This window comes from Pseudomonas sp. AM8 (genome assembly GCF_036346475.1).
GTDB classification, from domain to species: domain Bacteria; phylum Pseudomonadota; class Gammaproteobacteria; order Pseudomonadales; family Pseudomonadaceae; genus Aquipseudomonas; species Aquipseudomonas marginalis.
The window spans coordinates 95,033-119,636 of record NZ_JAOTNX010000014.1 but is presented as its reverse complement, the minus strand read 5'-3'; the positions used below and the strand labels follow the sequence as shown (position 1 = coordinate 119,636).

The following is a 24,604-nucleotide window of genomic DNA, read 5'->3' as shown; positions in this document are numbered from 1 at the left end:
TGGATCAGCGTTGACCCAGATCAGCAGAGTCTAGCGTTCAAGCCAGATAAGGGAGGCAAAACGTCCGGTGCGGGGGCTGCGCCGGTACGAAAAGAAGCGCGGGTCGGTCACGGTGCAGAAGCCACCACCATAAACAGCGGTGATGCCCCGCGCAGCAAGGCGCAGGCGGGCCAACTGATAGATGTCGGCCATGAATTTGCCGGGATTGAGGCTTGGTACAAAGGCTTCGGCAGTTGTCGGCAGGTGCTGCATGAAGGCTTCACGCACTTCAGGGCCAACCTCAAAAGCTTGTGGGCCAATCGCCGGGCCCAGCCATACCAAGACGTCCGAAGGCTCTGCGTCGAGGCTTTCGAAGGCCGCCTCCAGCACGCCCGCCGCCAGCCCACGCCAACCGGCATGGGCCGCAGCCACACGAGTGCCGGCACGGTTGCAGAACAACGCAGGCAGGCAATCGGCGGTCATCGCGGTGCAGGCGATGCCGGGGGTGCTGCTCCAGCTACCGTCGGCTTCGGCGGTGCGGCCAGGGTCGGCCTCGACCACATCCACGCCATGAACCTGGCGCAGCCAGGCCGGCTGAATATCAAAGGCTTCGGTAAGGCGACGACGATTCTCAAGGACGGCCTCAAGGCTGTCCTCAACGTGATCGCCCAGGTTAAGGCTGTCGAACGGCGCCTGGCTGACGCCGCCCGTACGGGTAGTCACACAGGCTTTCACCCCGACAGGCGCGGGCCAGTCAGGAATCAGCCAGTCATTCATCCGACAAACGCCTCGCGATCCTGCTTGAGCAGCGACAGCAACCAGACAAAATCGTCTGGAAGTGGCGATTCCCAGCTCATGCGCTTACCGCTCGTCGGATGGTCCAGCTCCAGGAAACGTGCATGCAAGGCCTGGCGCGGGAACGTCTTGAGCGATTCGACCATGGTCTGGCTCGCCGCAGGCGGAATGCGGAAGCGGCCGCCATAGGCCGGATCGCCCACCAACGGGAAGTTGATGTGGGCCATATGCACGCGAATCTGGTGGGTACGACCGGTTTCCAGCTTGACCCGCACATGGGTGTGGGAACGGAAACGCTCGAGCACGCGGTAGTGGCTCACCGCCTGCTTGCCGCCTTCCATCACCGCCATACGCTGGCGCTGCTGGCCGTGGCGACCGATTGGGGCATTGATCTTGCCGCCAGCCACGACCACACCGATCACGATGCACTCGTAGATACGGCTGACGCTACGGCTCTGCAATTGCGTAACCAGTTGCGTCTGCGCCTGAATGGTCTTGGCCACCACCATCAAGCCGGTGGTGTCCTTGTCCAGACGGTGCACGATGCCGCAACGCGGCACGTTGACGATGTCGGGGATGTGGTGCAACAGGGCATTGAGCAAGGTGCCATCAGCGTGCCCGGCCGCCGGGTGAACCACCAGGCCTGCGGGTTTGTTGATGACCAGGATGTCGTCGTCTTCATAGACGATGTCCAGCTCGATGTCCTGGGCGACCCATTCTCCCTGGGCTTCCTGCTCGGCAGTCAGCTCAAGAATCGCACCGCCATGGACTATGTCTCGCGGGCGGATAACCGCTCCATCCACAGTCAGGCGGCCGTCTTTGATCCAGGCGGAAAGGCGCGAGCGCGAGTGCTCAGCGAATAATTGTGCGGCGACTTGATCGAGGCGTTGGCCGCCCAATTCGGACGGCACCTCTGCGCGAAGTTCAATTTTATCGGACATGCTCAGACTAGGCGTGGCACAGCCTTTGGTTTCGGCTGCGCGCTTGTGGTTAAATACGGCGTCTTTTGCCCCGAGGCTTTCAACGGGGCGCTCATCATAACAGGACGGCCCCGCCCAAGACAGCGGCCGTCATAGGGACGCAAGCCGCCATGCAAGTGAAACACCTGCTGCTGATCGCCATCCTCGCCATGACTGCTGCTTGCTCGTCAACAAAGGAAGTCGTCGACGAAAACCTGAGCGAAGTCGAGCTGTACCAACTGGCACAGAAAGACTTGGACAATAATAGCTACACCAGCGCCACAGCGAAGCTGAAGGCCCTGGAGTCGCGCTATCCGTTCGGGCGCTACGCCGACCAGGCCCAGCTTGAGCTGATCTACGCCAACTACAAGAACGCCGAGCCGGAGGCTGCCAAGTCCGCCGCCGAGCGCTTCATCCGCCTGCACCCGCAACACCCGAACGTGGACTACGCCTACTACATGAAGGGCCTGACCTCGTTCGACCAGGATGTTGGCCTGCTGGCGCGCTTCCTGCCGCTGGACATGACCAAGCGAGACCCAGGCGCCGCTCGCGACTCCTACAACGAGTTCGCCCAGTTGACCAGCCGCTACCCAAACAGCCGCTACGCGCCGGACGCCAAGCAGCGCATGATCTACCTGCGTAACCTGCTGGCTTCCTACGAAATCCACGTGGCCCACTACTACCTGACCCGCCAGGCGTATGTAGCTGCCGCCAACCGTGGTCGTTATGTGGTGGAAAACTTCCAGGAAACCCCTTCCGTGGGTGACGGCCTGGCGGTGATGACCGAGGCTTACCAACGTCTGCACCTGGACGACTTGGCCAGCACCAGCCTGGAAACCCTGAAGCTCAACTACCCTGATCACCCGAGCCTGAAAGACGGCCAGTTCGTGCCTCAGGTTGCCGAAGCAGACAACCGCTCGTGGCTGAGCAAGTACACCCTGGGCTTGATCGAGTCGCGGCCGCCGTTGCCGCCGGGCGAAACTCGCGCCAACCAGGACGTGATCAAGCAGTTCCAGGATGCCAAGGAAGCCATTCCTTCGGACCTCAAGCCGCACGACGAGAACGGCGACGTGATCGAAGAAGAAGAGCCGCAGGCCCTGGGCAACAACCAGGACCGCTCGTGGTTCAGCTACATGACCTTCGGTGTGTTCGACTGAGCCTGTCGACGCAACGCAAAAAGGAGCCTTTCGGGGCTCCTTTTTTATGGGCAAGGATTATTGCGCTGTGCGCCTGCCACGTCCTTGGCTAAACTGGCGCATTCCTTATCGAGAAACCGCCCATCATGCTTCGTCTTCTGTTCTGGATTGCCGTTATTGCTGCCGCGGTATGGTTCTGGCGCAAATTCAAAAGCCCGACCGCCAGGCAGCAACGCACCAGCGAGCCCGGCGCTGCGTTGATGGTGCGCTGCGCACATTGCGGTGTGCACTTGCCGCAGGATCGCGCCCTGAGTTCGCGCCAGGAGTGGTATTGCACCCAGGCGCATCTGGAGCAAGGACCGAAGTCTATCCAGCGTTGATCCGACCTTCGGGGGCATAGGGTGCCGGATCGATGATCGGCGCACGCTCCAGCAGCAAATCGACAAATAACTGGCACGATGCCGGCGCCAGGACCAACCCGTTGCGGTAATGCCCGCAGTTGAGCCACAGCCCGCTGAAGCCGGGTACCCGACCGATATAGGGGATGCCCTCCGGCGAGCCGGGCCGCAAGCCGGCCCAATGCCCCACCACTTCGGCGTCGGCCAGGGCGGGAATCAGTTCCACAGCCGAAGCCTTGAGGCTTTCCAGCGCGGTGTCGGTTGGCGTCTTGTCGAACCCCTCATGTTCCAGAGTGCTGCCAATGAGGATGTGCCCATCGCGCCGAGGGATCGCATAACGCCCTTTGGCCAGGACCATGCTCGACAGGAAGTCCGACGCGCATTTGTACAAAATCATCTGCCCCTTGACCGGCTCTACCGGCAGCGCCAAGCCCAGTGTGCCGAGCAACTCGCCGCTCCACGCCCCCGCTGCAAGCACCACCTGATCCCCTAGAATCGGCCCCTCTGCCGTATCCACGCCCACTACGTTGCCGCCATCCAGAACAAAACCGGTCACTGCGCACTGTTCGTGAACGGTCACGGCAGGCAGGGCCAATAGCGCGGCCTTCAGGGATTTGACCAGGCGCGGGTTGCGCACGTTGGCCACGTTGGCCATATAGATCGCCTGGGCATACCCGCCACCCAAGACAGGAACCGCGTCATGGGCGGCAGACACATCGACCTTGCTCAAAGGCCGCCCTTCACGAGCAGCCCAGTCCAGCGCCTCGGTTTCATCGTCCAGGTCCAGCCAGTACAACCCCGTGGTATGGACCTCCGGGTCGACACCGGTAGCGGCAAACAGCCGCTCAGCCAGTTGCGGATAAAAATCCTGGGACCAATGGGCCAACGCTGTGACCGCCGGGCTATAGCGCCACGGATACAGTGGCGAAACAATGCCTCCGCCCGCCCATGACGACTCCTGCCCCACACCGGCACGCTCCAGCAAGATCACAGCCTGCCCCTGGGTTGCCAGATTGAACGCCGTCAACAAGCCGATGACTCCGCCACCGACAATCACCACTTGCTGTTGCTTAGCCATCATTTGATCCAGTCGATAAATAGGAATAAACGCCCCCGGCGCCCAATCATCCAGCACCCTCATCATTGCCCCCAGCATGTCTGGCGCGACATTTCAGGTGCCGCCCCCGGATTGCCACGCGCACCGCTGCTGTCCAGGCTGAAGTCACCGCAAGGGTCGCCGGCCATCAACGAATCGGCGCCCGGTGTAGCAACCAGGTAGAAATCCTGAGGGTTCAACGCTGCGGTGATTCTATAGCGATCATTGCCCGTACTGACGCCGCTTGCGTCAATAAAAGTGCCGTTCCTCATATGAAACCGCTCCAGGCGCTGAGCCTGCTCGGTCAACAGCGCGACAATTTCCGTGCGATAGACCTTTTTCACATGGCCGGTGTACCCGGGGTAAGCGATTCCGGCCAGAAACGCGATGATCGCCACGGTGATCAATAGCTCGATCAGGGTAAAACCCTGGCTGTCCATGCCCATTCCATTGCTCCTTATTGAAGTTGCCGCCACGAAACCCGCCGAAACCGCGAGCCACTCTCCTCCTCCACCCGCGCATATACGCTCTCCAATACCGTGCGCGATTGACCACTGAGCCCGACCGCTGTTACCCGGTACAACGTCGCCAGGGCTTGCGGCGGCACATGCGGCAGCCCTGCGCCAGGCCCCAGGGACTGAATACCGTAGAGACCACCCTTGATGGCAACCCAGTTAACCGATGACACAGGATGGGGCCCGGCACCCACCACCGAAAACGCTTCATCCGGTGGCCCGCAGGCAGCGATCGACTGGCACTGCGGCAAGGCCGCGCCCTTTCGCCTCACACCTTGCTCTCCCAGCCTCAAGCCACTTTCTGCGGCTTGCAGCGACTGGTTGCGGTGCCACAGGCTACCGGTGATCTTTTGCTGGGTGACCGCCCCCTGTATCGAAGACAGGCCGATCAACGACAACAGCAGCAAAAACACCAGGCTTATCAGCAGGACCATCCCCCCCTGCCGCGAAGAAACACCCCCAGCAAGCACCATGGTCGCCCTAGCCCAAGCGGTTTCGCAGCGCCGCCACGACGCTGTAGGTTTGATCTTTTACCCGCCCCGTCGGGTCTTGCAACGTCATGCGGATGCGCACACTGCGGATCAAGGACTCATCGGTCGGGATAGCGTCATAACGCACAACCCGAACGGATACCGGGCTGGCAGCCACGCCGAAACTGACATCGAAAGCCCGTACGTTATCCACCAACACAGCCCGGGCCGGCGACGCAAGCGTGCTGACCTTCAACTGGCCCGCCTCGAAGGTGTAGGTCAGTTGCCGAATCGCAAATCGAATCTGCCCGGGAGCAGGTGCAGGTGAGCTGCCTGAATAGGCTTGGGCGCCAGCAGTGCAGTCGGAGAGCACCGTCCAGTCAGGCCTGCCGCCACCGACATCGGCAGTGACCAGCGTCAGCGACTTTGAACTGCCCCCGGCATTCCAGCTGACCGGCCTTTCAAAGGCTGGCGGGGCATTCTCGATAAAGGCCGGGGCCAAACAGCCAAACATACCCGCCTGGCGAATATCCCGGATCATCTTGCCCAGCACAAACCGCGCATCATCCTGCAGCAACATGGCTGCCTGCTGGCTGGCGTGGGTCGCTCGGGAATTGATCAGCACCTGGCTCCCGCCAAGCACCAGCACCAAACCGACGGCCAGGGCCAGCAACAATTCCACCAGGCTGAAACCTCTAACCCGATGCCTCATTGCATCACCCCCGGCTCATTATCGATGCGACTGGTCAGGGTGAAGGTTTCCCGCGCGCCAGGCGTGTTTGCACCCCGGCTGTCATCCCAACTGATACTGACAGTCACTTCATCTGCACTGACCGCCACAGAGCCTTTGCCGCTCTCCCCGGCAAAACCGCGAATATTGGCTTCAAAATCATGCAGGTCCACGTCACGCACGCTGGTGGTCGCGGTACGGGCCGGCGCTCGAGCGCCACGACGCAACGAGTAGTCGGCACCGGAATTGGCACGGATTCGGTCGAGCATATCGTAGGCGATGAAACTGGCCTGGCTGGTCATCCTCGAACTGTCGGTGTACTTGAGGGCGTTGAGCTGGAGCATCACTGCACCTAACAGCCCGACCGCGAGAATCAGCACCGCCACCAGCACTTCAATCAATGTCATGCCGATTTGGTACCGAGGAAAAGTCGGGAAGAAACAGGTTTTCAGGCAGGCAGGCATTACCGTCGTCATCCGTGTCGAGGGCCGAAAAAAGCAGGAAAACCCTGCTGTGAGACCCAAGACTAGCGTCGGTTTTTCGCCGGCGCCGGTTACGGAACAAAGGGAAATACTTTGGACATAAAGGCCATCATTCGACACTCCGAGCCGGACGCTATACCTATGTTTCAACCCTGTATGTACACACGCCCACGGAGGGACGGCCTATGGAGCAACGAGGTTTCACCCTGATCGAACTGCTGCTCGGACTGATCGTGAGCGGCATCCTGGCGCATCTGGCTACGCCCAGTTTCACCGGCCTGCTGGAATCACAGCAGCGACAAAGCGCGGCGCAATCACTGACAAACGGATTTCGCTTCGCACGCACTGAAGCCATCACGCGTAACCGCGCGGTGGTCATCCACGCACTGAACGATGACTGGAGCCGGGGTTGGCGGGTCGTGCTGGATGTAAGCGGGCGTGGCCATCTGGACGACGACAACCCGGTGTTACTGGAGCGCCAGGGCAGCGGACGGGTGCCGATCGTCGGGAATGGACCGGTCAAAAGCCAGGTACGCTTCAGCGGATTGGGCGAGCCGGTATTTGCTGGGGGAGGTTTTCGTGCCGGCACTGTACATATATGCGCCACGGACTCGGTACAGAGCCTGTACCAGGTGGTGCTGGCGCCCAGTGGGCGCATCAGCCTGCGCAGCGATAGAGCCGAACAGGCGTTGTGCCGAAGTTACTCCGGCACCCTGGCATTCAGAGGAGGGAGCGAACCCGCAGCTCCTTGGGCATGGAGAAAGTGATGTTCTCTTCACGACCGGCCAACTCATCGGCGCCCGTAGCCCCCCAGGCATGCAACTGCTGGATGACGCCGCGCACCAGGACTTCCGGGGCCGAAGCGCCAGCCGTGATGCCAATACGCTCGACACCATCGAACCAGCTGCGCTGCATATCTTCAGCACCGTCGATCAGGTACGCCGGTGTCGCCATGCGTTCGGCCAATTCGCGCAGGCGGTTGGAATTGGAGCTGTTAGGGCTGCCGACCACCAGCACTACATCGCATTCATCGGCCAACTGTTTGACTGCATCCTGGCGGTTTTGGGTGGCGTAGCAGATGTCGTCCTTGCGTGGCCCACCAATGGCCGGGAAGCGGCTGCGCAGCGCGTCGATGACGCGGCTGGTGTCGTCCATGGACAAGGTGGTCTGGGTCACGAACGCCAAACGCTCCGGGTTGTGAACCTGCAAGCTGGCGACGTCTTTTTCGTCTTCCACAAGGTAGATGGCGCCACCATTGCTGCCGTCGTATTGGCCCATGGTGCCTTCGACTTCCGGGTGACCGGCATGGCCAATCAGGATGCATTCGCGACCATCACGGCTGTAGCGCGCGACTTCGATATGTACCTTGGTGACCAGCGGACAGGTGGCGTCGAATACTTTCAGGCCACGGCCAGCCGCTTCGGTACGTACGGCCTGGGAAACACCGTGGGCGCTGAAGATAACAATAACGTCGTCCGGCACCTGCTCCAGTTCTTCGACAAAGATGGCGCCACGTGCGCGCAGGTCTTCGACCACGAACTTGTTATGGACGACCTCATGGCGCACATAGATCGGCGGCCCGAAGACTTCCAGGGCGCGGTTGACGATTTCGATCGCCCGGTCCACGCCGGCGCAGAAGCCACGGGGGTTGGCGAGTTTGATTTGCATGCTGTGCCTCGTGTCTGGCGCTTGGGCCAGAGTTGATGCTACTGAACTGACAATGGCGACCAAGGGCGGGAGCGGGCTTGCCCCCTCCCACACTTTAGATCGGGGCGTTGATCAAAGAGCTTTAACGTCGATGATTTCAACGTCGAACGTCAAGGTTTTACCGGCCAACGGGTGGTTGAAGTCGATGGTTACCTGCGCGTCATCGAAGGCTTTGACCACACCGGGCAGTTCGGTATTCGCCGCATCGTTGAAGATCACCAGCAGGCCTTCCGACAGGTCCATGTCCTGGAACTGCGAACGCGGGATGATCTGCACGTTTTGCGGGTTGGGCTGGCCAAAGGCGTTTTCCGGCAGGATCTGCAGGGTGCGCTTGTCGCCAGCCTTGAAACCGAACAGTGCCGCTTCAAAACCCGGCAGCAAGTTGCCGTCGCCGACCTTGAAAGTCGCCGGGGCTTTGTCGAACGTGCTGTCGACCGTGTCGCCATTCTCCAGGCGCAGTGCGAAATGCAAGGTGACCTCCGTGTTCTGGCCGATGCGTTGCTCAGCCAATACCTGATCAGTCATTGACGGTCTCTCCGGTTTTCTTACTTTTGAACATGTCCAGCGCCAGCATGATTGCACCGACGGTGATGGCGCTGTCGGCAAAATTGAACGCCGGGAAGTAATGGCGGTTCTGCCAATGCACCAGGATAAAGTCGATCACATGGCCCAGGGCAATACGGTCGTACAGGTTGCCCAGGGCACCGCCCAACACCAGGGCCAAGGCGATGGCCAGCCAGGTGTCATCGCGGCCCAGGCGCTTGAGCCAGACCACGAGCACCGCACTGACCACCACTGCGATCAGGGCGAACAGCCAGCGCTGCCAGCCGCCGCCGTCAGCCAGGAAGCTGAAGGCGGCGCCGGTGTTGTAGGCCAGGGTCCAGCTGAAGTAATCCGGGATCACCACGATTTGCTGGAACATTTCCAGGGAGCCCTCGAAATGAGCCTTGCTGACCTGGTCAATGACCAGGACCAGCACGCTCAGTACGAGCCAGCCCAGGCGTCCGAAACGACTGGCTGCATTAGGCATAGTGGCGAACCTCGCCTTCACCCGAGATGTTGTCGACGCAACGACCGCAGATTTCCGGATGCTCAGGGTTCACCCCGACGTCTTCACGGCAGTGCCAGCAACGGGCGCACTTAGGGAAGGCCGACTTGACCACCTTGAGCTTGAGGCCCGGCACTTCGGTGGCTACGGCATCCGCCGGTGCCTGGGCGAACGGTGCCAGGCTCGCAGTGGAAGTGATCAACACGAAGCGCAGCTCATTGCTCAGCTTGGTCAGGTCGGCAGTCAGGCCTTCCTCGGCAAACAGGGTAACTTCGGCCTGGAGGTTGCCACCGACGGCCTTGGCCGCACGCTGAACCTCCAGTTCCTTGTTCACCGCAACCTTGACGGCCATTACGCCTTCCCAGTACTCGCGGCCCAGTTCGAAGTCGGCCGGCAGTTCGGTCAAGCCTTCGTACCAGGTATTGAGCATGACGGACTCGTTACGCTCGCCCGGCAGGTATTCCCACAGCTCATCGGCGGTGAAGGCCAGGATCGGTGCGATCCAGCGCACCAGCGCTTCGGAGATGTGGTACAGCGCGGTCTGCGCCGAACGGCGGGCCTTGCTGTTGGCACCGGTGGTGTACTGGCGGTCCTTGATGATGTCGAGGTAGAAACCACCCAACTCCTGCACACAGAAGTTGTGGATCTTCGAGTACACGTTCCAGAAACGGTATTCGCCGTAGTGCTCCTGCAACTCGCGCTGCAGCAACAGGGTACGGTCCACGGCCCAACGGTCCAGGGCGAGCATGTCCTCGGCCGGCAGGATGTCGGTGGCCGGGTTGAAACCGGTCAGGTTCGACAGCAGGAAGCGCGCGGTATTACGGATACGGCGGTAGGCATCGGCGCTACGGGCCAGGATCTGGTCCGACACGGCGATCTCGCCGGAGTAATCGGTCGACGCCACCCACAGGCGCATGATGTCGGCGCCCAAGGTGTCGTTGATCTTTTTCGGCTCGATCACGTTCTTCAGCGACTTGGACATCTTGCGGCCCGTCTCGTCGACGGTGAACCCGTGGGTCAGCAGCTCGCGGTATGGCGCGTGGTTGTCGATGGCGCAACCGGTCAGCAGCGACGAGTGGAACCAGCCCCGGTGTTGGTCGGAGCCCTCCAGGTACAGGTCGGCACGCGGGCCGGTTTCGTGACCCATCGGGTGCGAGCCGCGCAGCACGTGCCAGTGGGTGGTACCGGAGTCGAACCATACGTCGAGGGTGTCGCTGATCTTGTCGTACAGCGGCGCTTCGTCACCCAGCAACTCGGCGGCGTCCAGCTTGAACCAGGCTTCGATGCCTTCCTGTTCGACACGCTGGGCCACCACTTCCATCAGTTCGACGGTGCGTGGGTGCAGCTCACCGCTTTCCTTGTTGAGGAAGAACGGGATCGGCACACCCCAGTTGCGTTGACGGGAGATGCACCAGTCCGGACGGTTGGCGATCATCGAATGCAGGCGCGCCTGGCCCCAGGCCGGGACGAACTTGGTGTCTTCGATGGCCTTGAGCGAGCGCACACGCAGGGTGTCGCCGCTGGCCGGTTCTTTGTCCATGCCGATAAACCATTGCGCGGTGGCGCGGTAGATCAGCGGGGTCTTGTGGCGCCAGCAGTGCATGTAGCTGTGCTTGATGGTGTCGGTTTGCATCAGCGCACCGACTTCACGCAGCTTGTCGATGATCGGCTGGTCGGCCTTGAAGATGAACTGGCCGCCGAAGAACTCCAGCGACGGCACATAAACACCGTTGCTTTGCACCGGGTTGATGATCTCATCGTTGACCATGCCGTACTTCTTGCAGATCACGAAGTCGTCCACGCCATAGGCCGGCGAGCAGTGAACCACACCTGTACCCGAACCCAACTCGACGTAGTCAGCCAGGTACACCGGCGACAGACGGTCATAGAACGGATGACGGAAGTTGATCAGCTCCAGCGCGGAACCGGTAGTGGTGGCAATTACCGAACCTTGCAGCTCGTAGCGAGCCAGGCACGCTTCGACCATTTCCTCGGCAAGCACCAGCAGGCGATCACCGACGTCCACCAGGGCATAGGTGAATTCCGGGTGCACGTTCAGCGCCTGGTTGGCGGGAATGGTCCACGGGGTGGTGGTCCAGATCACGATGGCAGCCGGTTTGCTCAGGCTTGCCAGGCCAAAGGCCTCGGCCAGCTTGGCGTCGTCGGCGATCGGGAAGGCCACGTCGATGGTCGAGGACTTCTTGTCTTCGTATTCGACTTCCGCTTCAGCCAGGGCCGAGCCGCAATCGAAGCACCAGTTCACGGGCTTGAGGCCCTTGAACACGAAACCGCCCTTGACGATTTCGGCCAAGGCACGGATTTCACCGGCCTCGTTCTTGAAGTTCATGGTTTTGTACGGGTTGTCCCACTCGCCCAGCACACCCAGGCGGATGAACTCGGACTTCTGCCCTTCGATCTGCTCGGCAGCGTAGGCACGGCACAGTTCGCGGGTTTTATCGGCACCCAGGTTCTTGCCGTAGGTCACTTCGACCTTGTGTTCGATCGGCAGGCCGTGACAGTCCCAACCCGGGACATAAGGCGCGTCGAAGCCCGAAAGGGTTTTCGAGCGCAGGATCATGTCCTTGAGAATTTTGTTCAGCGCATGACCGATGTGAATCGTGCCGTTGGCATAAGGAGGGCCGTCGTGCAGGACGAATTTCGGACGATCCTTGCCAATTTCGCGCAACTTTCCGTACAGGCCAATACTGTCCCAGCGCTGCAGGATCTGCGGTTCGCGCTGTGGCAGGCCGGCCTTCATTGGGAAGGCGGTGTCCGGAAGGTTTAGCGTGGCTTTATAGTCGGTCATTTAAGGCTCTTCGGTTAGCGATGGGCGCTAGGTGCGGCTAGTGCACGGGCGGCGGCGACATCCGCATTGATCGCCGTTTTCAACGCCTCAAGCGAGGCGAAACGCTGCTCTTCACGCAGCTTCTGGTGGAAAACCACCGTCAAACGCCGGTCATACAGATCACCGGCAAAATCCAACAGATGAACTTCCAGGTGGGCCTTGCCATCACCTGCAACCGTGGGCCTGACGCCTATGTTGGCGACTCCCGGCCACGATTGGCCGTCGATGTCGACGCTCACCAGGTAAACCCCGGTCAGCGGCACACGGCGGCGCTTGAGTTGCACGTTGGCGGTTGGCGTGCCCAGTTGGCGCGCCAGCTTCTGGCCGTGCAGTACCCGCCCGGCAATGCGGAACGGGCGACCGAGCAAACGCTCGGCCAAGGCGAAGTCGGCAGCGGCCAGGGCGTTACGCACCTGGGTGCTGCTCACGCGCAGGCCGTCCAGTTCGACGGTTTGCGCGGCTTCGACGGTAAAGCCCTGGGTGATACCGGCGTGTTGCAGGAACTCGAAATCCCCGACCCGGTCGCAGCCAAAACGGAAGTCGTCGCCGACCTCCAAATGCTGTACGCCCAGGCCATCTACCAGTATGCGGTCGACGAACTCGGCAGCGCTGAGACTTTGCAAACGCTGGTTGAAAGCCAGGCAGAGGACGCGGTCCACGCCTTCTTCGGCCAGCAGTTGCAGCTTGTCCCGCAGACGGGCCAGACGTGCCGGTGCCGTTTCCGGGGTGAAATATTCCCGCGGCTGCGGCTCGAAAATCACCACGCAGCTGGGTACGCCCAACTCGACCGCACGCTCGCGCAGCCGGGCCAGGATAGCCTGGTGGCCACGGTGAACACCGTCAAAGTTGCCAATAGTGGCGACGCAGCCCCGATGCTCAGGGCGCAGGTTGTGGAGACCTCGAACCAGCTGCATAACGCGCTTCTTGCTCATAAAGTGGTCGATTATAACCACACCCGGCCCCGGACGACAGGCAACAGCGCAGGGCAAATGGATCGAATCGATAAAACAACCGTTTTATCGCGGCAAACTCTCTAGCTCAACGACTTGCGATTGAAATCCCGCAGGCGGAAGCCTTGCAGCAGCAACATCCCGAAGTACACCACCACGCCGGCCACGACCAGCACGCCCAGGCGCATGAAGCGCTCCAGCATATGCCCCTCATCCCAGGCCGGCATGAAGTGCATCAGGCCGAGCAATACCGCCGACATCATCGCAACCGCCACCAGCAACTTGAGGGCGAACATGCCCCAGCCAGGCTGAGGCTGGAACATCTGTTGTTTGCGCAGCTGATAAAACAGCAGGCCGGCATTGATGCACGCACCGGCACTGATGGCCAGGGCCAGGCCGGCGTGGGCCAGCGGACCAATAAACACCAGGTTGAGCAGTTGCGTGACGATCAGGGTGAAGATCGCGATCTTTACCGGCGTGCGGATGTTCTGCTGGGCATAGAAGCCAGGCGCCAGCACCTTGATCACGATGATGCCGAGCAGGCCGACGGAATAAGCCACCAGCGCATGCTGGGTCATCAACGCGTCATGGGCATCGAATTGCCCGTATTGGAACAGCGACACTGTCAGCGGCTCGGCCAGGATCCCCAACGCCAGTGCGCACGGCAGCACCAGCACGAAACACAGGCGCAGTCCCCAATCGAGGATGCGCGAGTATTCCTGGCGATCCTTGCTGGCAAAGGTGCGTGCCAGCGTCGGCAGCAAAATGGTGCCGAGGGCTACGCCCAGCACGCCAGACGGCAGTTCCATGAGGCGGTCGGCGTAATACATCCATGACACCGAGCCGGATACCAGCAGCGAGGCGAACGCGGTGTTGATGATCAGGGAAATCTGGCTCACCGACACCCCAAGGATCGCCGGCAACATATTGCGCATCACGCGCCAGACGCCGGTGTCCTTGAGGTTCAGGCGCGGCAATACGAGCATGCCGATCTTTTTCAGGTGCGGCAGTTGGTAGAGCAACTGCGCCAGGCCACCGGCCAGCACGGCCCAGCCAAGGGCCATGACCGGCGGATCGAAGTAAGGTGTCAGGAACAGCGCAAAAATAATCATGCTGACGTTAAGCAGCGTCGGCACGAACGCCGGCACCGAGAAACGGTTCCAGGTGTTGAGGATCGCACCGGCCAGGGATGACAGTGAGATCAGCAATATATAAGGAAAGGTCACCCGCAACAGGTCAGTGGTCAGCGCGAATTTTTCCGGCGTATTGGCAAAACCCGGCGCCGTGGCCCAGATCACCCAGGGCGCGGCGAGCATGCCGACGATGGTCACCAGCATCAACACCAGGGTGAGCAGGCCCGAGACATAGGCAATGAAGGTACGGGTCGCCTCCTCCCCCTGCTGGGTCTTGTACTCGGCCAGAATCGGCACGAACGCCTGGGAAAACGCGCCCTCGGCAAAGATCCGCCGCAGCAGGTTGGGCAGTTTGAACGCAATAAAGAACGCATCCGTGGCCATGCTGGCGCCAAAAATACGCGCCAGCAGGGTGTCACGCACGAACCCCAAAACCCGGGAGATCATCGTGATAGAGCTGACGGCGGCCAACGATTTGAGCAGATTCATTGAAAGAGTTTGCGCCTATAGATAAAGAGCAGGCGAACTAAGCGCCTACTTATGCGATACTGCGCGCCTGCAACAGCACAGCGCCAAAGCTCGCGAGTTTACAGGTCAAGCGCCGGAAATAAATCACCCGCCTCTTCAGATCGACCACTCAGCAGTTCGCATCAGCCGGCCTTGACAACACATCAAGTCATCGGCATGATTCGCGGCCTATTTTGTTTGCTATTTCCTAAAAAGTCTTTCGAGGAGCTCGACGGTGGCCAACACACCTTCCGCCAAAAAACGTGCAAAACAGGCTGAGAAGCGTCGCAGCCACAACGCCAGCCTGCGTTCCATGGTTCGTACCTACATCAAGAATGTAGTTAAAGCCATCGACACCAAAGACGCTGAAAAAGCTCAAGCAGCTTACGTTCTGGCTGTGCCAGTCATCGACCGTATGGCCGATAAAGGCATCATCCACAAGAACAAGGCCGCTCGTCATAAGAGCCGCCTGAATGGCCACATCAAGGCTCTGAGCGTTCCTGCTGCTGCCTAAGTGGTAACAACTGCCACGCAGCCCAGGTTGCGAAACAGTTAAGAAATGCCCCGTACCGAAAGGTCTGGGGCATTTTTGTTTGTGCCTGAAAATACACCACGATCAAAATGTGGCGGGGGGATCCGGTAGAGATTTTCAAGCGCACAAAAAACGCCCCGAACCAGTCGGGGCGTTTTTGCTACCACTTGATCAAAACATCAATCAATGGTGATGACCGCCTTCACCGTGGACGTGACCGTGGGCCACTTCTTCCTGGGAAGCGTCGCGGATGGCAACGATCTTCACTTGGAAGTTCAGGCGCTGGCCAGCCAGAGGGTGGTTGCCGTCGACGGTGACGTCGTCGCCGTCCAGATCACGAATGGTGACGATCTGCATTTGACCGTCCGGCGCGGAGGCGTGGAACTGCATGCCCACTTCCAACTCATCAACACCTTCGAACATGCTGCGGCTCAGGGTGCTGACCAGTTCGGCGGAGTATTCGCCGTAGGCATCTTCAGGTTCTACGGCAACGGTCAGCTCATCACCAACGCTCTTGCCTTCCAGAGCCTTTTCCAGGCCTGGGATGATGTTACCTGCGCCTTGCAGGTAGACCAGCGGCGCGCCGCCGGCTGAGCTGTCGATGACCTCACCAGCGTCGTTGGTCAGGGTATAGTCGATGGAGACAGCCTTGTTAGCGGCGATCGTCATGGGGCGAGACCTTTTGCATAAGAATGAAGAACGGACAAGTCTAAACAAGGATTTGCCCGAAAGCGAACAGAACCCGGACGGACGGGGCCGATCAACGGCATCCTTGATCATCGGCTTCCACCAGGACGAGGAGGGTCACTGGGTTGCCGAGCTGTCCTGCGGCCACACCCAGCACCTGCGCCACCAGCCGCCATGGCAGTCTCGCGCCTGGGTACTCGACGCCACACAGCGCCTGGGAAAAATAGGCCAGCCCTTTGCCTGCGGCTGGTGTGCGCAAGCGCCCGAATAACGATAACCTTGGCGCCTGATTCCCGGTAGGCACTCAACCATAGGGCGCCACCGAAGCCATGCACCTCCAGAGAATTCGCATGCAGACTTTTTTTATCGCGCCCACCGATTTTGGTGTGGGTCTGACCTCCATCAGCCTTGGGCTGGTGCGTACCCTTGAGCGAGCCGGCCTGAAAGTCGGTTTTTTCAAGCCGATTGCCCAGCCACATCCCGGCGATACCGGCCCCGAACGCTCCACCGAGCTGGTGGCTCGCACCCATGGCCTCAAGCCGCCACAACCGCTAGGCCTGGCTCACGTGGAACGCATGCTCGGCGACGGCCAGCTCGACGAGCTGCTCGAAGAAATCATCACCCTTTATCAGCAGGCCGCCGTGGGCAAGGACGTGCTGATCGTCGAAGGTATGGTACCGACCCGCAGCGCCAGCTATGCGGCCCGGGTCAACCTGCACCTGGCCAAGAGCCTGGATGCGGAAGTGATCCTGGTCTCGGCCCCGGAAAACGAAGTGCTCACCGAACTCTCCGGCCGCGTGGAACTGCAGGCCCAGCTGTTCGGCGGCCCGAAAGACCCGAAAGTGCTCGGCGTGATCCTGAACAAGGTGCGCACCGACGAAAGCATGGAAGCCTTCTCGGCGCGCCTCAAGGAGCATTCGCCCTTGCTGCGCAGCGGTGATTTCCGCCTGCTCGGCTGCATTCCTTACCAGCCGGAACTCAACGCGCCGCGCACCCGCGACGTGGCCGACCTGATGGGCGCGCAGATCCTCAACGCCGGCGACTACGAAACCCGGCGCATGACCAAGATCATCATCTGCGCCCGCACCATGCGTAACACCGTGGAGCTGCTCAAGCCCGGCGTGCTGGTGGTGACCCCCGGCGACCGTGACGACATCATCCTCGCCGTCAGCCTGGCCGCGATCAACGGTGTGCCCCTGGCCGGCCTGCTGCTGACCAGCGACACCCTGCCCGACCCGCGCATCATGGATCTGTGCCGCGGCGCGTTCCAGGCTGGGCTGCCGGTTTTGTCGGTGAGTACCGGTTCCTACGAGACCGCCAACCTGCTCAACAACCTCAACAAGGAAATCCCCATCGATGACCGCGAGCGCGCGGAGATCATCACCGATTTCGTCGCCAGCCACCTCGATGCGCGCTGGCTGCACCAGCGCTGCGGCACGCCACGGGAGATGCGCCTGTCGCCGGCGGTGTTCCGCTACCAGTTGATCCAGCGCGCCCAGGCGGCCAACAAACGCATTGTGCTGCCCGAGGGCAGCGAGCCGCTGACCGTGCAAGCCGCCGCTATCTGCCAGGCAAGGGGCATCGCGCGCTGCGTACTGCTGGCCAAGCCGGCTGACGTAGAAGCGGTCGCGCGCGCCCAGGGCATCGAATTGCCCGAAGGCCTGGAGATTCTCGACCCGGACCTGATTCGCCAGCGCTACGTGGAGCCCATGGTTGCCCTGCGCAAGAGCAAGAGCCTGAATGCACCGATGGCCGAGCAGCAACTGGAAGACACCGTGGTGATCGCCACCATGATGCTCGCACTGGATGAAGTGGACGGCTTGGTTTCCGGTGTTATCCACTCCACCGCCAACACCATTCGCCCGGCCCTGCAGTTGATCAAGACCGCACCGGGCTGCACCCTGGTGTCGTCGGTGTTCTTCATGCTGTTCCCCGAGCAGGTGCTGGTCTACGGCGACTGCGTGATGAACCCGCACCCCAGTGCCGCCGAGCTGGCGGAAATCGCCTTGCAAAGCGCCGACTCGGCCGCCGCCTTCGGTATCACCCCGCGTGTGGCGATGATCAGCTACTCCAGCGGCGACTCGGCCAGCGGTGAGGAAGTGGAGAAAGTCCGCGAAGCCACCCTGCTCGCCCATGAACAGCAAAGCTCACTGCTGATCGACGGCCCGCTGCAATACGACGCCGCCGCCAACGAAACCGTCGCCCGCCAACTGGCCCCCGACAGCCTGGTCGCCGGCAAAGCCACCGTGTTCGTGTTCCCGGACCTGAACACCGGCAACACCACGCACAAGGCCGTGCAACGCAGCGCCGATTGCGTCAGCCTGGGGCCGATGCTCCAAGGCCTGCGCAAACCGGTCAACGACCTGCCACGGGGTGCCCAGGTCGACGACATCGTGTACACCATCGCGCTGACTGCGATCCAAGCCGCCAACCGACCTATGGATATCTAAATGCTGGATTTTCTACCTGCCGCCGTACGCGGGGTGATCGCTTCGCTGCTGTTGGCGCTGAATACGATCCTGCTGTGTTCGTTCCTGTTTATCGTGGCGCTGTTCAAGGCGCTGCCCTTCGCCAAGCGCTTCAGCGAATGGCTGATGAACCACACCCACGAAGCCTGGGTCACCAACAACAAGGGCTGGATGAACCTGGTGCGCCATACCCGTTGGCACCTTAAAGGCCTTGAAGGCCTGGACTACCAGCACTCGTACCTGGTGACCAGCAATCACCAGAGCTGGGTCGACATCATGGTCCTGCAATACGTGCTCAATCGTCGGATTCGCCCGCTGAAATTCTTCCTCAAGCAGGAGTTGATCTGGGTGCCGGTGATTGGCCTGGCGTGGTGGGCACTGGGTTTTCCCTTCATGAAGCGCTACACCAAGGCCTACCTGGAAAAACACCCGGAGAAGAAAGGCAAGGACCTGGAAACCACTCGCAAGACCTGTGCGAAGTTTCGCGACAACCCCGTGGGTATTTTCAACTTTGCCGAAGGCACGCGTTTTACACCGGGCAAGCATGCGCAGCAGAAGTCGCCGTTTCGCTACCTGCTCAAGCCCAAGGCGGGTGGTATCGCGTTTGTGCTGGATGCCATGGGGGAACAGCTGAAATCACTGGTCAATGTGACCATTCACTACCCTGGCGGACGTCCTGGGTATTGGGACCTGCTGTGCGGGAAGGTGCAGGACGTGGTGGTGCAGTTTGAAGAGGTGCAGATTCCGGCAGAGTTTATCGGCAGGAATTATGAGCAGGATGGGGAGTATCGACTGGCGTTCCAGGGGTGGATCAACCAGCTGTGGGAAACCAAGGATGCGTTGCTGGATCAGCTTCACACCGAATTCCCAAGCAAGCGATGATCAACCTGTGGGAGGGGGCTTGCCCAAATGCCAGTCAGTTAAGGCTTTTTGTAGGAGCGAGCTTGCTCGCGAAAAACTCACAGGCGCCGCGCTCATTCAGGAAGCACGCGTTATCGTTGACGTTTTTCGCGAGCAAGCTCGCTCCTACAGGAGGCGATGTAAGCTTAACTGACTGGCATTAGGGCTTGCCCCCTCCCACATTTGACCGCGCCCGGTCTTGAAGATGTGAAAAAGCCCGCCACCGATCACTCGGTGGCGGGCTTTTTTGTGGCCGCGAGGCTTAGATCGCCCCGCGCTGGCGCAACAGTTCCAGCACTTGCTTGACGCTGTCTTCCAGTGACAGGGCCTGGGTATCGATTACCAGGTCGGCATTCAACGGCACGTCGTACGGGAAGGATTCGCCAGGGATGTTATCCCCACCCGCCGCGTACAAGCCCTGCGGATCACGCTCGGCACACACCTGCGGCGACGCCTGCACGTACACGGTCAGCAGGCGGTCGCTGCCAATCAGCGCCTTGGCCTGTTCACGGCCTTCGGCATCCGGGGCGACGAATGCGGCCAGGGTCAGCAGGCCGGCCTCGTTGAACTGACGCGCCACGTGAGCGGCACGGCGCCAGTTTTCGGTACGCCCGGCACGGTCCTGGGGCAAGCCCTTGTTCAGGTCGTGACGCAGGTTCTGGCCATCCAGCACGAACACCGCACGCCCCATGTCGAACAGCTTGCGCTCGACCGCATAGGCCAAGGTGCTCTTGCCCGCGCCCGACAGGCCGCTGAACAACACGGTGGCCGGTTGCTGGCCGAAACGCTGGGCGCGCTCCTCGGTGGCGACATGGGCCAACTTGCCGTGATGCGCCGCACTGCCGTGGGTGACCGGCGGTGCGATGATCATGCCGGCGCCCACGGTGCCGTTGGTCAAGCGGTCGATGACGATAAATGCACCGGTGGTGCGGTTGCTGTCATAGCCATCCAACGCGATGGCGGCGTCGAGGCTGACCTTGACCCGGCCGATTTCGTTCAGTTGCAGCGAACTCGCCGGGCCTTCGGCCAGGGTGTTCACGTCCACACGGTGCACGATGCTGGTGATGGAACCCGGCACGTAGCTGGTGGCGCGCTTGATGTCGTATTTCTTGCCCGGCAGCATCGGCTCTTCGGCCATCCACACCAGCATGGCGTCGAAGGCGTCGGTCACTTGCGGCACGTTGTCGGCATGCACCAGCAGGTCGCCACGGGAGATGTCGATCTCGTCTTCCATGGTCAGGGTCACGGCCTGGCCTGGGCCGGCGTGTTCCAGCTCACCTTCGAAGGTGACGATGGATTTGACGCGGCTGCTCTTGCCTGACGGCAGCACCACGACTTCGTCGCCCTTATGCACGATGCCGCTGGCCAGGGTGCCGGCAAACCCACGGAAGTTCAGGTTCGGACGGTTGACGTACTGCACCGGGAAACGCAGGTCGGTGTAGTTGCGGTCGTTGGCGATCTCGACAGTCTCGAGGATCTCCATCAGCGACTGGCCGGTGTACCAGGGCGAGTGCTCGCTCTTGTTCACCACGTTGTCGCCCTTGAGTGCCGACATCGGCACGAATGCCATGGTGCTCGGCTTGAAGGCGATGCCCTCGGCGAACTTCAGGTAATCGGCCTTGATCGACTCGAACACACTTTGGTCAAAGCCATTGATGTCCATCTTGTTGACGGCGATCACGATGTGCTTGATGCCCAGCAACGAGGCGATATAGCTGTGGCGACGGGTCTGGGTCTGCACGCCGTAGCGCGCGTCGATCAGGATGATCGCCAGGTCACAGGTGGATGCACCGGTGGCCATGTTGCGGGTGTACTGCTCATGGCCGGGGGTGTCAGCGATGATGAATTTGCGCTTGGCGGTGGAAAAGTAGCGGTAGGCGACATCGATGGTGATGCCCTGCTCACGCTCGGCCTGCAGGCCGTCGACCAGCAACGCCAGGTCGATGTCGTCACCGGTGGTGCCGGACTTTTTCGAGTCACGGGTGATGGCTTCCAGGTGATCTTCGTAGATCATCTTGGAGTCGTGCAGCAGGCGCCCGATCAGGGTGCTCTTGCCGTCGTCGACGTTGCCACAGGTCAGGAAGCGCAACATTTCCTTGCGCTCGTGCTGGCCCAGGTAGGCGAGGATGTCCTCGCTGATCAAATCAGATTGATGCGACATGACAGCCCCTTAGAAATAGCCTTGACGTTTTTTATCTTCCATCGAGCCGGCACCATCGTGGTCGATGACACGGCCCTGGCGCTCGGAAGTTCGCGTCAGGAGCATTTCCTGAATGATGTCCGTCAGCGTCTCGGCTTCGGACTCCACCGCGCCCGTCAACGGGTAGCAGCCAAGGGTACGGAAACGTACTTTCTTTTTGACGATTCGGGCTTTGTCTTCGTCGGACAAGTGCTCGAGGATGCGGTCGTCGTCGATCATGATCAACGTGCCGTTCTTCTCGATGACATCGCGTTCGGCGGCGAAGTACAGCGGCACGATCGGGATGCCTTCCAGGTAGATGTACTGCCAGATGTCCAGCTCGGTCCAGTTGGACAGCGGGAACACACGGATCGACTCACCCTTGTTGACGTTGCCGTTGTAGACGTTCCACAGCTCCGGGCGCTGGTTCTTCGGGTCCCAGCGGTGCTTGCTGTCGCGGAACGAGTACACGCGCTCTTTGGCACGGGATTTCTCTTCATCGCGACGGGCACCGCCGAAGGCGGCGTCGAAACCATGCTTGTCCAAGGCCTGCTTGAGACCTTCGGTCTTCATGATGTCGGTGTGCTTGGCGCTGCCGTGGGTGAACGGGTTGATGCCCTGCGCCACGCCATCCGGGTTGACGTGGGTGATCAGGTCCAGGCCCAGCTCCTCGACCATTTTGTCGCGGAACTTGTACATCTCCTGGAATTTCCAGCGGGTGTCGACGTGCATCACCGGGAACGGCAGCTTGCCCGGGAAGAAGGCCTTGCGCGCCAGGTGCAGCATCACGGCGGAGTCTTTACCGATCGAGTAGAGCATCACCGGGTTATCGAACTCGGCGGCGACCTCGCGGATGATGTGGATGCTTTCCGCCTCCAGCTGTTTCAGATGCGTCAGTTTGTCGACCATGGTTACTCACGGAAAAACGATCTTATGGACGGCCAGCGGGCCGTGTTCGAGCGGGGCATGCTAGCACAGCACCTTCTTCTATTCAGGGCACCAGCTAGATCGAAACGGTATATCAATATGCCCCAAGGTTTGGCAGTCAAATCGGGTTGGGGCAATCGATGAACAGATGCTCCAAGGCAAAGCGCCGCGCCAGGTAATCGCCCAGCGCCTGTACACCGTAACGCTCAGTGGCGTGGTGTCCGGCGGCGATAAAGCTGATGTCGTTTTCGCGCGCGCTGTGAAAGGTTTGCTCGGAAGCTTCGCCGCTCAGGAACAGGTCGACGCCCGCGGCGATGGCGTTGTCGATGTAACCCTGGCCACCGCCGGTGCACCAGCCGATGCGGCGGATCATCTGGCTGCCTTCGATCAGCAGCGGCTCGCGGCCCATCACATCCTGCACACGCCGGGCGAAGTCGCGGGGCGACAGCGGTTCGGCGAGCGAGCCGACCAGGCCGACGATCCTGGGGTTGCTCGGGTCCAGTAGGCCTTCGACGGTGATGTCCAACTGGCGGGCGAGTTGCACGTTATTGCCAACGTCGGGGTGCAGGTCCAGCGGCAGGTGGTAGGCCAGCAGGCTGATGTCGTGCTTGAGCAGGGTTTTCAGGCGGCGTTGCTTCATGCCGGTGATGCAGGGGTTTTCGCCTTTCCAGAAATAACCGTGGTGCACCAGGATCAAATCGGCCTGGGCTTCGACGGCCGCGTCCAGCAGGGCAAGGCTTGCGGTAACGCCGCTGACGATGCGCATCACTTGCGGCCGCCCCTCGACCTGCAGGCCATTGGGGCAGTAATCGGCAATTTTTGCGCTGCCAAGGTAGCGGTCCGCTTCCTCGACGAGGGTGGTAAGGGGGACGGCCATAAAAGACTCCTAAATATCCCGTTCCGAGGCGCTCGCAGCCTCGTATAATGCGCGACATTATGGGCGCTCTCCCGCCCCCTGCAACCTGTCAGGACTTACTTGATGCTCAAGGCACTGCGTTTTTTTGGATGGCCATTGCTGGCTGGCGTGCTGATCGCGATGCTGATTATTCAGCGTTATCCCCAGTGGGTGGGCTTACCCAGCCTTGATGTCAACCTGCAACAGGCACCGCAGACCAGCGCGGTGGTGCAAGGCCCGGTGACTTACGCGGACGCGGTGGTCATCGCCGCTCCCGCAGTGGTCAACCTGTACACCACCAAGGTCATCAACAAGCCGGCCCATCCGCTGTTTGAAGACCCGCAGTTCCGCCGCTACTTCGGTGACAACGGGCCCAAACAGCGCCGCATGGAGTCCAGCCTGGGTTCGGGGGTGATCATGAGCCCCGAAGGCTACATCCTCACCAATAACCATGTGACCACCGGCGCCGACCAGATTGTGGTGGCCCTGCGTGACGGCCGCGAAACCCTGGCCCGTGTGGTGGGCAGCGACCCGGAAACCGACCTCGCGGTCCTGAAGATCGATTTGAAAAACCTGCCGTCCATCACCCTAGGCCGCTCCGATGGGCTGCGGGTGGGTGATGTGGCACTGGCCATCGGCAACCCGTTCGGGGTGGGCCAGACGGTGACCATGGGCATCATCAGCGCCACCGGGCGTAACCAACTGGGGCTTAACAGCTACGAAGATTTCATCCAGACCGACGCGGCGATCAACCCGGGCAACTCCGGCGGCGCACTGGTGGATGCCAATGGCAACCTGACTGGCATCAACACGGCGATTTTCTCCAAGTCCGGCGGCTCCCAGGGCATCGGCTTTGCGATCCCGGTAAAGCTGGCGATGGAAGTGATGAAGTCGATCATCGAGCACGGCCAGGTAATTCGCGGCTGGCTGGGGATTGAAGTACAGCCGTTGACCAAGGAACTGGCCGAGTCGTTTGGCCTGACCGGGCGTCCCGGCATCGTTGTCGCCGGGATCTTCCGCGATGGCCCGGCGCAGAAAGCCGGCCTGCAACTCGGGGACGTGATCCTCAGTATCAACGGCGAACCGGCCGGCGATGGCCGTAAGTCGATGAACCAGGTGGCGCGGATCAAGCCGACCGACAAGGTGGCGATCCAAGTTATGCGCAACGGTAAAGAGATCAAGCTGCTGGCGGAGATCGGCCTGCGTCCACCCCCTGCCCCGGTCAAGGAAGAGGAATAAATCACCTCGCCAGGTACCCGTTAGCGG

At 61.0% G+C, this 24,604-nt stretch carries 25 protein-coding genes; 8 read left to right on the top strand and 17 right to left on the bottom strand.

Features of this window, described 5'->3' with window-relative positions; all coding sequences use genetic code 11:
• Positions 1-30 precede the first annotated feature (30 nt).
• Together pgeF and rluD are read right to left on the bottom strand one after the other, a co-directional pair.
• Entirely contained in the window at positions 31-756 is a 726-nt protein-coding gene (pgeF, locus tag V3W40_RS28435; RefSeq protein ID WP_065924078.1) for a peptidoglycan editing factor PgeF, read from the bottom strand.
• Positions 753-1,715, bottom strand: coding sequence for a 23S rRNA pseudouridine(1911/1915/1917) synthase RluD (gene rluD, locus V3W40_RS28430; protein WP_027606843.1), 963 nt, complete (start codon positions 1,713-1,715; stop codon positions 753-755). The genes pgeF and rluD overlap by 4 nt, the downstream gene beginning before the upstream one ends.
• Positions 1,716-1,864: 149 nt before the next feature.
• Here rluD and V3W40_RS28425 point away from each other — a divergent pair, with 149 nt between their 5' ends.
• Positions 1,865-2,890, top strand: a complete 1,026-nt coding sequence (locus V3W40_RS28425) for an outer membrane protein assembly factor BamD (protein WP_027606844.1) — start codon at positions 1,865-1,867, stop codon at positions 2,888-2,890.
• Positions 2,891-3,015: 125 nt separating this feature from the next.
• Positions 3,016-3,249 carry a PP0621 family protein gene (locus V3W40_RS28420; RefSeq protein ID WP_027606845.1) on the top strand — a complete coding sequence of 78 codons (234 nt, stop codon included), beginning with the start codon at positions 3,016-3,018 and terminating at the stop codon, positions 3,247-3,249.
• Here V3W40_RS28420 and thiO read toward each other — a convergent pair.
• The 5 genes from thiO to pilV all read right to left on the bottom strand — a co-directional run bounded on the left by thiO (position 3,236) and on the right by pilV (position 6,542).
• Positions 3,236-4,345 (bottom strand): glycine oxidase ThiO, encoded by a 1,110-nt coding sequence (thiO, locus tag V3W40_RS28415; RefSeq protein ID WP_330216122.1) that lies wholly within the window; start codon positions 4,343-4,345, stop codon positions 3,236-3,238. The genes V3W40_RS28420 and thiO overlap by 14 nt on opposite strands.
• A 62-nt stretch (positions 4,346-4,407) precedes the next feature.
• Entirely contained in the window at positions 4,408-4,809 is a 402-nt protein-coding gene (locus tag V3W40_RS28410; RefSeq protein WP_065948457.1) for a type IV pilin protein, read from the bottom strand.
• An 11-nt stretch (positions 4,810-4,820) separates the two neighbouring features.
• Positions 4,821-5,351 carry a pilus assembly PilX family protein gene (locus V3W40_RS28405; RefSeq protein ID WP_065924077.1) on the bottom strand — a complete coding sequence of 177 codons (531 nt, stop codon included), beginning with the start codon at positions 5,349-5,351 and terminating at the stop codon, positions 4,821-4,823.
• A gap of 7 nt (positions 5,352-5,358) precedes the next feature.
• On the bottom strand, positions 5,359-6,060 hold the full coding sequence (locus V3W40_RS28400) for a prepilin-type N-terminal cleavage/methylation domain-containing protein (RefSeq protein ID WP_065924076.1): 702 nt from the start codon (positions 6,058-6,060) through the stop codon (positions 5,359-5,361).
• The gene (pilV, locus tag V3W40_RS28395) at positions 6,057-6,542 is read right to left on the bottom strand and encodes a type IV pilus modification protein PilV (RefSeq protein WP_330216121.1); all 486 of its coding nucleotides are present in this window, start codon (positions 6,540-6,542) and stop codon (positions 6,057-6,059) included. The genes V3W40_RS28400 and pilV overlap by 4 nt, the downstream gene beginning before the upstream one ends.
• A gap of 203 nt (positions 6,543-6,745) precedes the next feature.
• Here pilV and V3W40_RS28390 point away from each other — a divergent pair, with 203 nt between their 5' ends.
• Positions 6,746-7,327 (top strand): GspH/FimT family pseudopilin, encoded by a 582-nt coding sequence (locus V3W40_RS28390; RefSeq protein ID WP_330216120.1) that lies wholly within the window; start codon positions 6,746-6,748, stop codon positions 7,325-7,327.
• On the opposite strand, the gene ispH is transcribed toward V3W40_RS28390, so the two are convergent.
• The 6 genes from ispH to murJ all read right to left on the bottom strand — a co-directional run bounded on the left by ispH (position 7,281) and on the right by murJ (position 14,732).
• Positions 7,281-8,228, bottom strand: coding sequence for a 4-hydroxy-3-methylbut-2-enyl diphosphate reductase (gene ispH / locus V3W40_RS28385; protein ID WP_027606852.1), 948 nt, complete (start codon positions 8,226-8,228; stop codon positions 7,281-7,283). The genes V3W40_RS28390 and ispH overlap by 47 nt on opposite strands.
• A gap of 111 nt (positions 8,229-8,339) precedes the next feature.
• Positions 8,340-8,777 (bottom strand): FKBP-type peptidyl-prolyl cis-trans isomerase, encoded by a 438-nt coding sequence (gene fkpB, locus V3W40_RS28380; protein WP_174562729.1) that lies wholly within the window; start codon positions 8,775-8,777, stop codon positions 8,340-8,342.
• A 7-nt stretch (positions 8,778-8,784) separates the two neighbouring features.
• Positions 8,785-9,297, bottom strand: coding sequence for a signal peptidase II (lspA, locus tag V3W40_RS28375; RefSeq protein ID WP_027606854.1), 513 nt, complete (start codon positions 9,295-9,297; stop codon positions 8,785-8,787).
• Positions 9,290-12,121: an isoleucine--tRNA ligase gene (ileS, locus tag V3W40_RS28370; protein ID WP_330216119.1), complete on the bottom strand. Its 2,832-nt coding sequence runs from the start codon at positions 12,119-12,121 to the stop codon at positions 9,290-9,292. Before ileS ends, lspA begins: the two co-directional genes overlap by 8 nt.
• Before the next feature lie 14 nt (positions 12,122-12,135).
• Positions 12,136-13,074 carry a bifunctional riboflavin kinase/FAD synthetase gene (ribF, locus tag V3W40_RS28365; RefSeq protein ID WP_065924072.1) on the bottom strand — a complete coding sequence of 313 codons (939 nt, stop codon included), beginning with the start codon at positions 13,072-13,074 and terminating at the stop codon, positions 12,136-12,138.
• A gap of 119 nt (positions 13,075-13,193) precedes the next feature.
• A complete protein-coding gene (murJ, locus tag V3W40_RS28360) occupies positions 13,194-14,732 on the bottom strand; it encodes a murein biosynthesis integral membrane protein MurJ (protein ID WP_330216118.1) in 1,539 nt (512 codons plus the stop codon).
• 253 nt (positions 14,733-14,985) lie between these two features.
• Here murJ and rpsT point away from each other — a divergent pair, with 253 nt between their 5' ends.
• A complete protein-coding gene (rpsT, locus tag V3W40_RS28355; protein WP_003188401.1) occupies positions 14,986-15,264 on the top strand; it encodes a 30S ribosomal protein S20 in 279 nt (92 codons plus the stop codon).
• A 201-nt stretch (positions 15,265-15,465) separates the two neighbouring features.
• On the opposite strand, the gene V3W40_RS28350 is transcribed toward rpsT, so the two are convergent.
• Positions 15,466-15,951, bottom strand: a complete 486-nt coding sequence (locus tag V3W40_RS28350) for an FKBP-type peptidyl-prolyl cis-trans isomerase (RefSeq protein ID WP_027606858.1) — start codon at positions 15,949-15,951, stop codon at positions 15,466-15,468.
• Between V3W40_RS28350 and V3W40_RS28345 the strand changes: the two genes are divergently transcribed.
• From V3W40_RS28345 to V3W40_RS28335, 3 genes are all read left to right on the top strand, one after another.
• Positions 15,950-16,240 carry a DUF3565 domain-containing protein gene (locus tag V3W40_RS28345; protein WP_065924070.1) on the top strand — a complete coding sequence of 97 codons (291 nt, stop codon included), beginning with the start codon at positions 15,950-15,952 and terminating at the stop codon, positions 16,238-16,240. The two genes, V3W40_RS28350 and V3W40_RS28345, sit on opposite strands and share 2 nt — an antisense overlap.
• Before the next feature lie 79 nt (positions 16,241-16,319).
• Positions 16,320-18,419, top strand: a complete 2,100-nt coding sequence (pta, locus tag V3W40_RS28340; protein WP_065924069.1) for a phosphate acetyltransferase — start codon at positions 16,320-16,322, stop codon at positions 18,417-18,419.
• On the top strand, positions 18,420-19,319 hold the full coding sequence (locus tag V3W40_RS28335; RefSeq protein ID WP_065924068.1) for an acyltransferase: 900 nt from the start codon (positions 18,420-18,422) through the stop codon (positions 19,317-19,319).
• Between the two features lie 280 nt (positions 19,320-19,599).
• On the opposite strand, the gene cysN is transcribed toward V3W40_RS28335, so the two are convergent.
• The 3 genes from cysN to V3W40_RS28320 form a co-directional block, all read right to left on the bottom strand.
• Entirely contained in the window at positions 19,600-21,498 is a 1,899-nt protein-coding gene (cysN, locus tag V3W40_RS28330; RefSeq protein WP_065924067.1) for a sulfate adenylyltransferase subunit CysN, read from the bottom strand.
• A 9-nt stretch (positions 21,499-21,507) separates the two neighbouring features.
• A complete protein-coding gene (gene cysD, locus V3W40_RS28325) occupies positions 21,508-22,425 on the bottom strand; it encodes a sulfate adenylyltransferase subunit CysD (protein WP_017137614.1) in 918 nt (305 codons plus the stop codon).
• A 136-nt stretch (positions 22,426-22,561) separates the two neighbouring features.
• Entirely contained in the window at positions 22,562-23,320 is a 759-nt protein-coding gene (locus V3W40_RS28320; RefSeq protein WP_330216117.1) for a Nif3-like dinuclear metal center hexameric protein, read from the bottom strand.
• 102 nt (positions 23,321-23,422) lie between these two features.
• Between V3W40_RS28320 and algW the strand changes: the two genes are divergently transcribed.
• On the top strand, positions 23,423-24,577 hold the full coding sequence (algW, locus tag V3W40_RS28315; RefSeq protein ID WP_053131789.1) for a Do family serine endopeptidase AlgW: 1,155 nt from the start codon (positions 23,423-23,425) through the stop codon (positions 24,575-24,577).
• Positions 24,578-24,604 lie beyond the last annotated feature (27 nt).

Excerpts from the sequence above, each read along its gene's own strand:
- V3W40_RS28350 (WP_027606858.1), bottom strand. The coding sequence starts at position 15,951 with ATGACGATCGCCGCTAACAAGGCTGTCTCCATCGACTATACCCTGACC.
- pgeF (WP_065924078.1), bottom strand. The coding sequence starts at position 756 with ATGAATGACTGGCTGATTCCTGACTGGCCCGCGCCTGTCGGGGTGAAA.
- ispH (WP_027606852.1), bottom strand. The coding sequence starts at position 8,228 with ATGCAAATCAAACTCGCCAACCCCCGTGGCTTCTGCGCCGGCGTGGAC.
- V3W40_RS28320 (WP_330216117.1), bottom strand. The coding sequence starts at position 23,320 with ATGGCCGTCCCCCTTACCACCCTCGTCGAGGAAGCGGACCGCTACCTT.
- cysD (WP_017137614.1), bottom strand. The coding sequence starts at position 22,425 with ATGGTCGACAAACTGACGCATCTGAAACAGCTGGAGGCGGAAAGCATC.
- pilV (WP_330216121.1), bottom strand. The coding sequence starts at position 6,542 with ATGCCTGCCTGCCTGAAAACCTGTTTCTTCCCGACTTTTCCTCGGTAC.
- ileS (WP_330216119.1), bottom strand. The coding sequence starts at position 12,121 with ATGACCGACTATAAAGCCACGCTAAACCTTCCGGACACCGCCTTCCCA.
- rluD (WP_027606843.1), bottom strand. The coding sequence starts at position 1,715 with ATGTCCGATAAAATTGAACTTCGCGCAGAGGTGCCGTCCGAATTGGGC.
- murJ (WP_330216118.1), bottom strand. The coding sequence starts at position 14,732 with ATGAATCTGCTCAAATCGTTGGCCGCCGTCAGCTCTATCACGATGATC.
- algW (WP_053131789.1), top strand. The coding sequence starts at position 23,423 with ATGCTCAAGGCACTGCGTTTTTTTGGATGGCCATTGCTGGCTGGCGTG.
- V3W40_RS28390 (WP_330216120.1), top strand. The coding sequence starts at position 6,746 with ATGGAGCAACGAGGTTTCACCCTGATCGAACTGCTGCTCGGACTGATC.
- V3W40_RS28420 (WP_027606845.1), top strand. The coding sequence starts at position 3,016 with ATGCTTCGTCTTCTGTTCTGGATTGCCGTTATTGCTGCCGCGGTATGG.
- ribF (WP_065924072.1), bottom strand. The coding sequence starts at position 13,074 with ATGCAGCTGGTTCGAGGTCTCCACAACCTGCGCCCTGAGCATCGGGGC.
- thiO (WP_330216122.1), bottom strand. The coding sequence starts at position 4,345 with ATGGCTAAGCAACAGCAAGTGGTGATTGTCGGTGGCGGAGTCATCGGC.
- cysN (WP_065924067.1), bottom strand. The coding sequence starts at position 21,498 with ATGTCGCATCAATCTGATTTGATCAGCGAGGACATCCTCGCCTACCTG.
- pta (WP_065924069.1), top strand. The coding sequence starts at position 16,320 with ATGCAGACTTTTTTTATCGCGCCCACCGATTTTGGTGTGGGTCTGACC.
- lspA (WP_027606854.1), bottom strand. The coding sequence starts at position 9,297 with ATGCCTAATGCAGCCAGTCGTTTCGGACGCCTGGGCTGGCTCGTACTG.
- V3W40_RS28400 (WP_065924076.1), bottom strand. The coding sequence starts at position 6,060 with ATGAGGCATCGGGTTAGAGGTTTCAGCCTGGTGGAATTGTTGCTGGCC.
- V3W40_RS28345 (WP_065924070.1), top strand. The coding sequence starts at position 15,950 with ATGGGGCGAGACCTTTTGCATAAGAATGAAGAACGGACAAGTCTAAAC.
- V3W40_RS28410 (WP_065948457.1), bottom strand. The coding sequence starts at position 4,809 with ATGGGCATGGACAGCCAGGGTTTTACCCTGATCGAGCTATTGATCACC.
- V3W40_RS28405 (WP_065924077.1), bottom strand. The coding sequence starts at position 5,351 with ATGGTGCTTGCTGGGGGTGTTTCTTCGCGGCAGGGGGGGATGGTCCTG.
- V3W40_RS28335 (WP_065924068.1), top strand. The coding sequence starts at position 18,420 with ATGCTGGATTTTCTACCTGCCGCCGTACGCGGGGTGATCGCTTCGCTG.
- V3W40_RS28425 (WP_027606844.1), top strand. The coding sequence starts at position 1,865 with ATGCAAGTGAAACACCTGCTGCTGATCGCCATCCTCGCCATGACTGCT.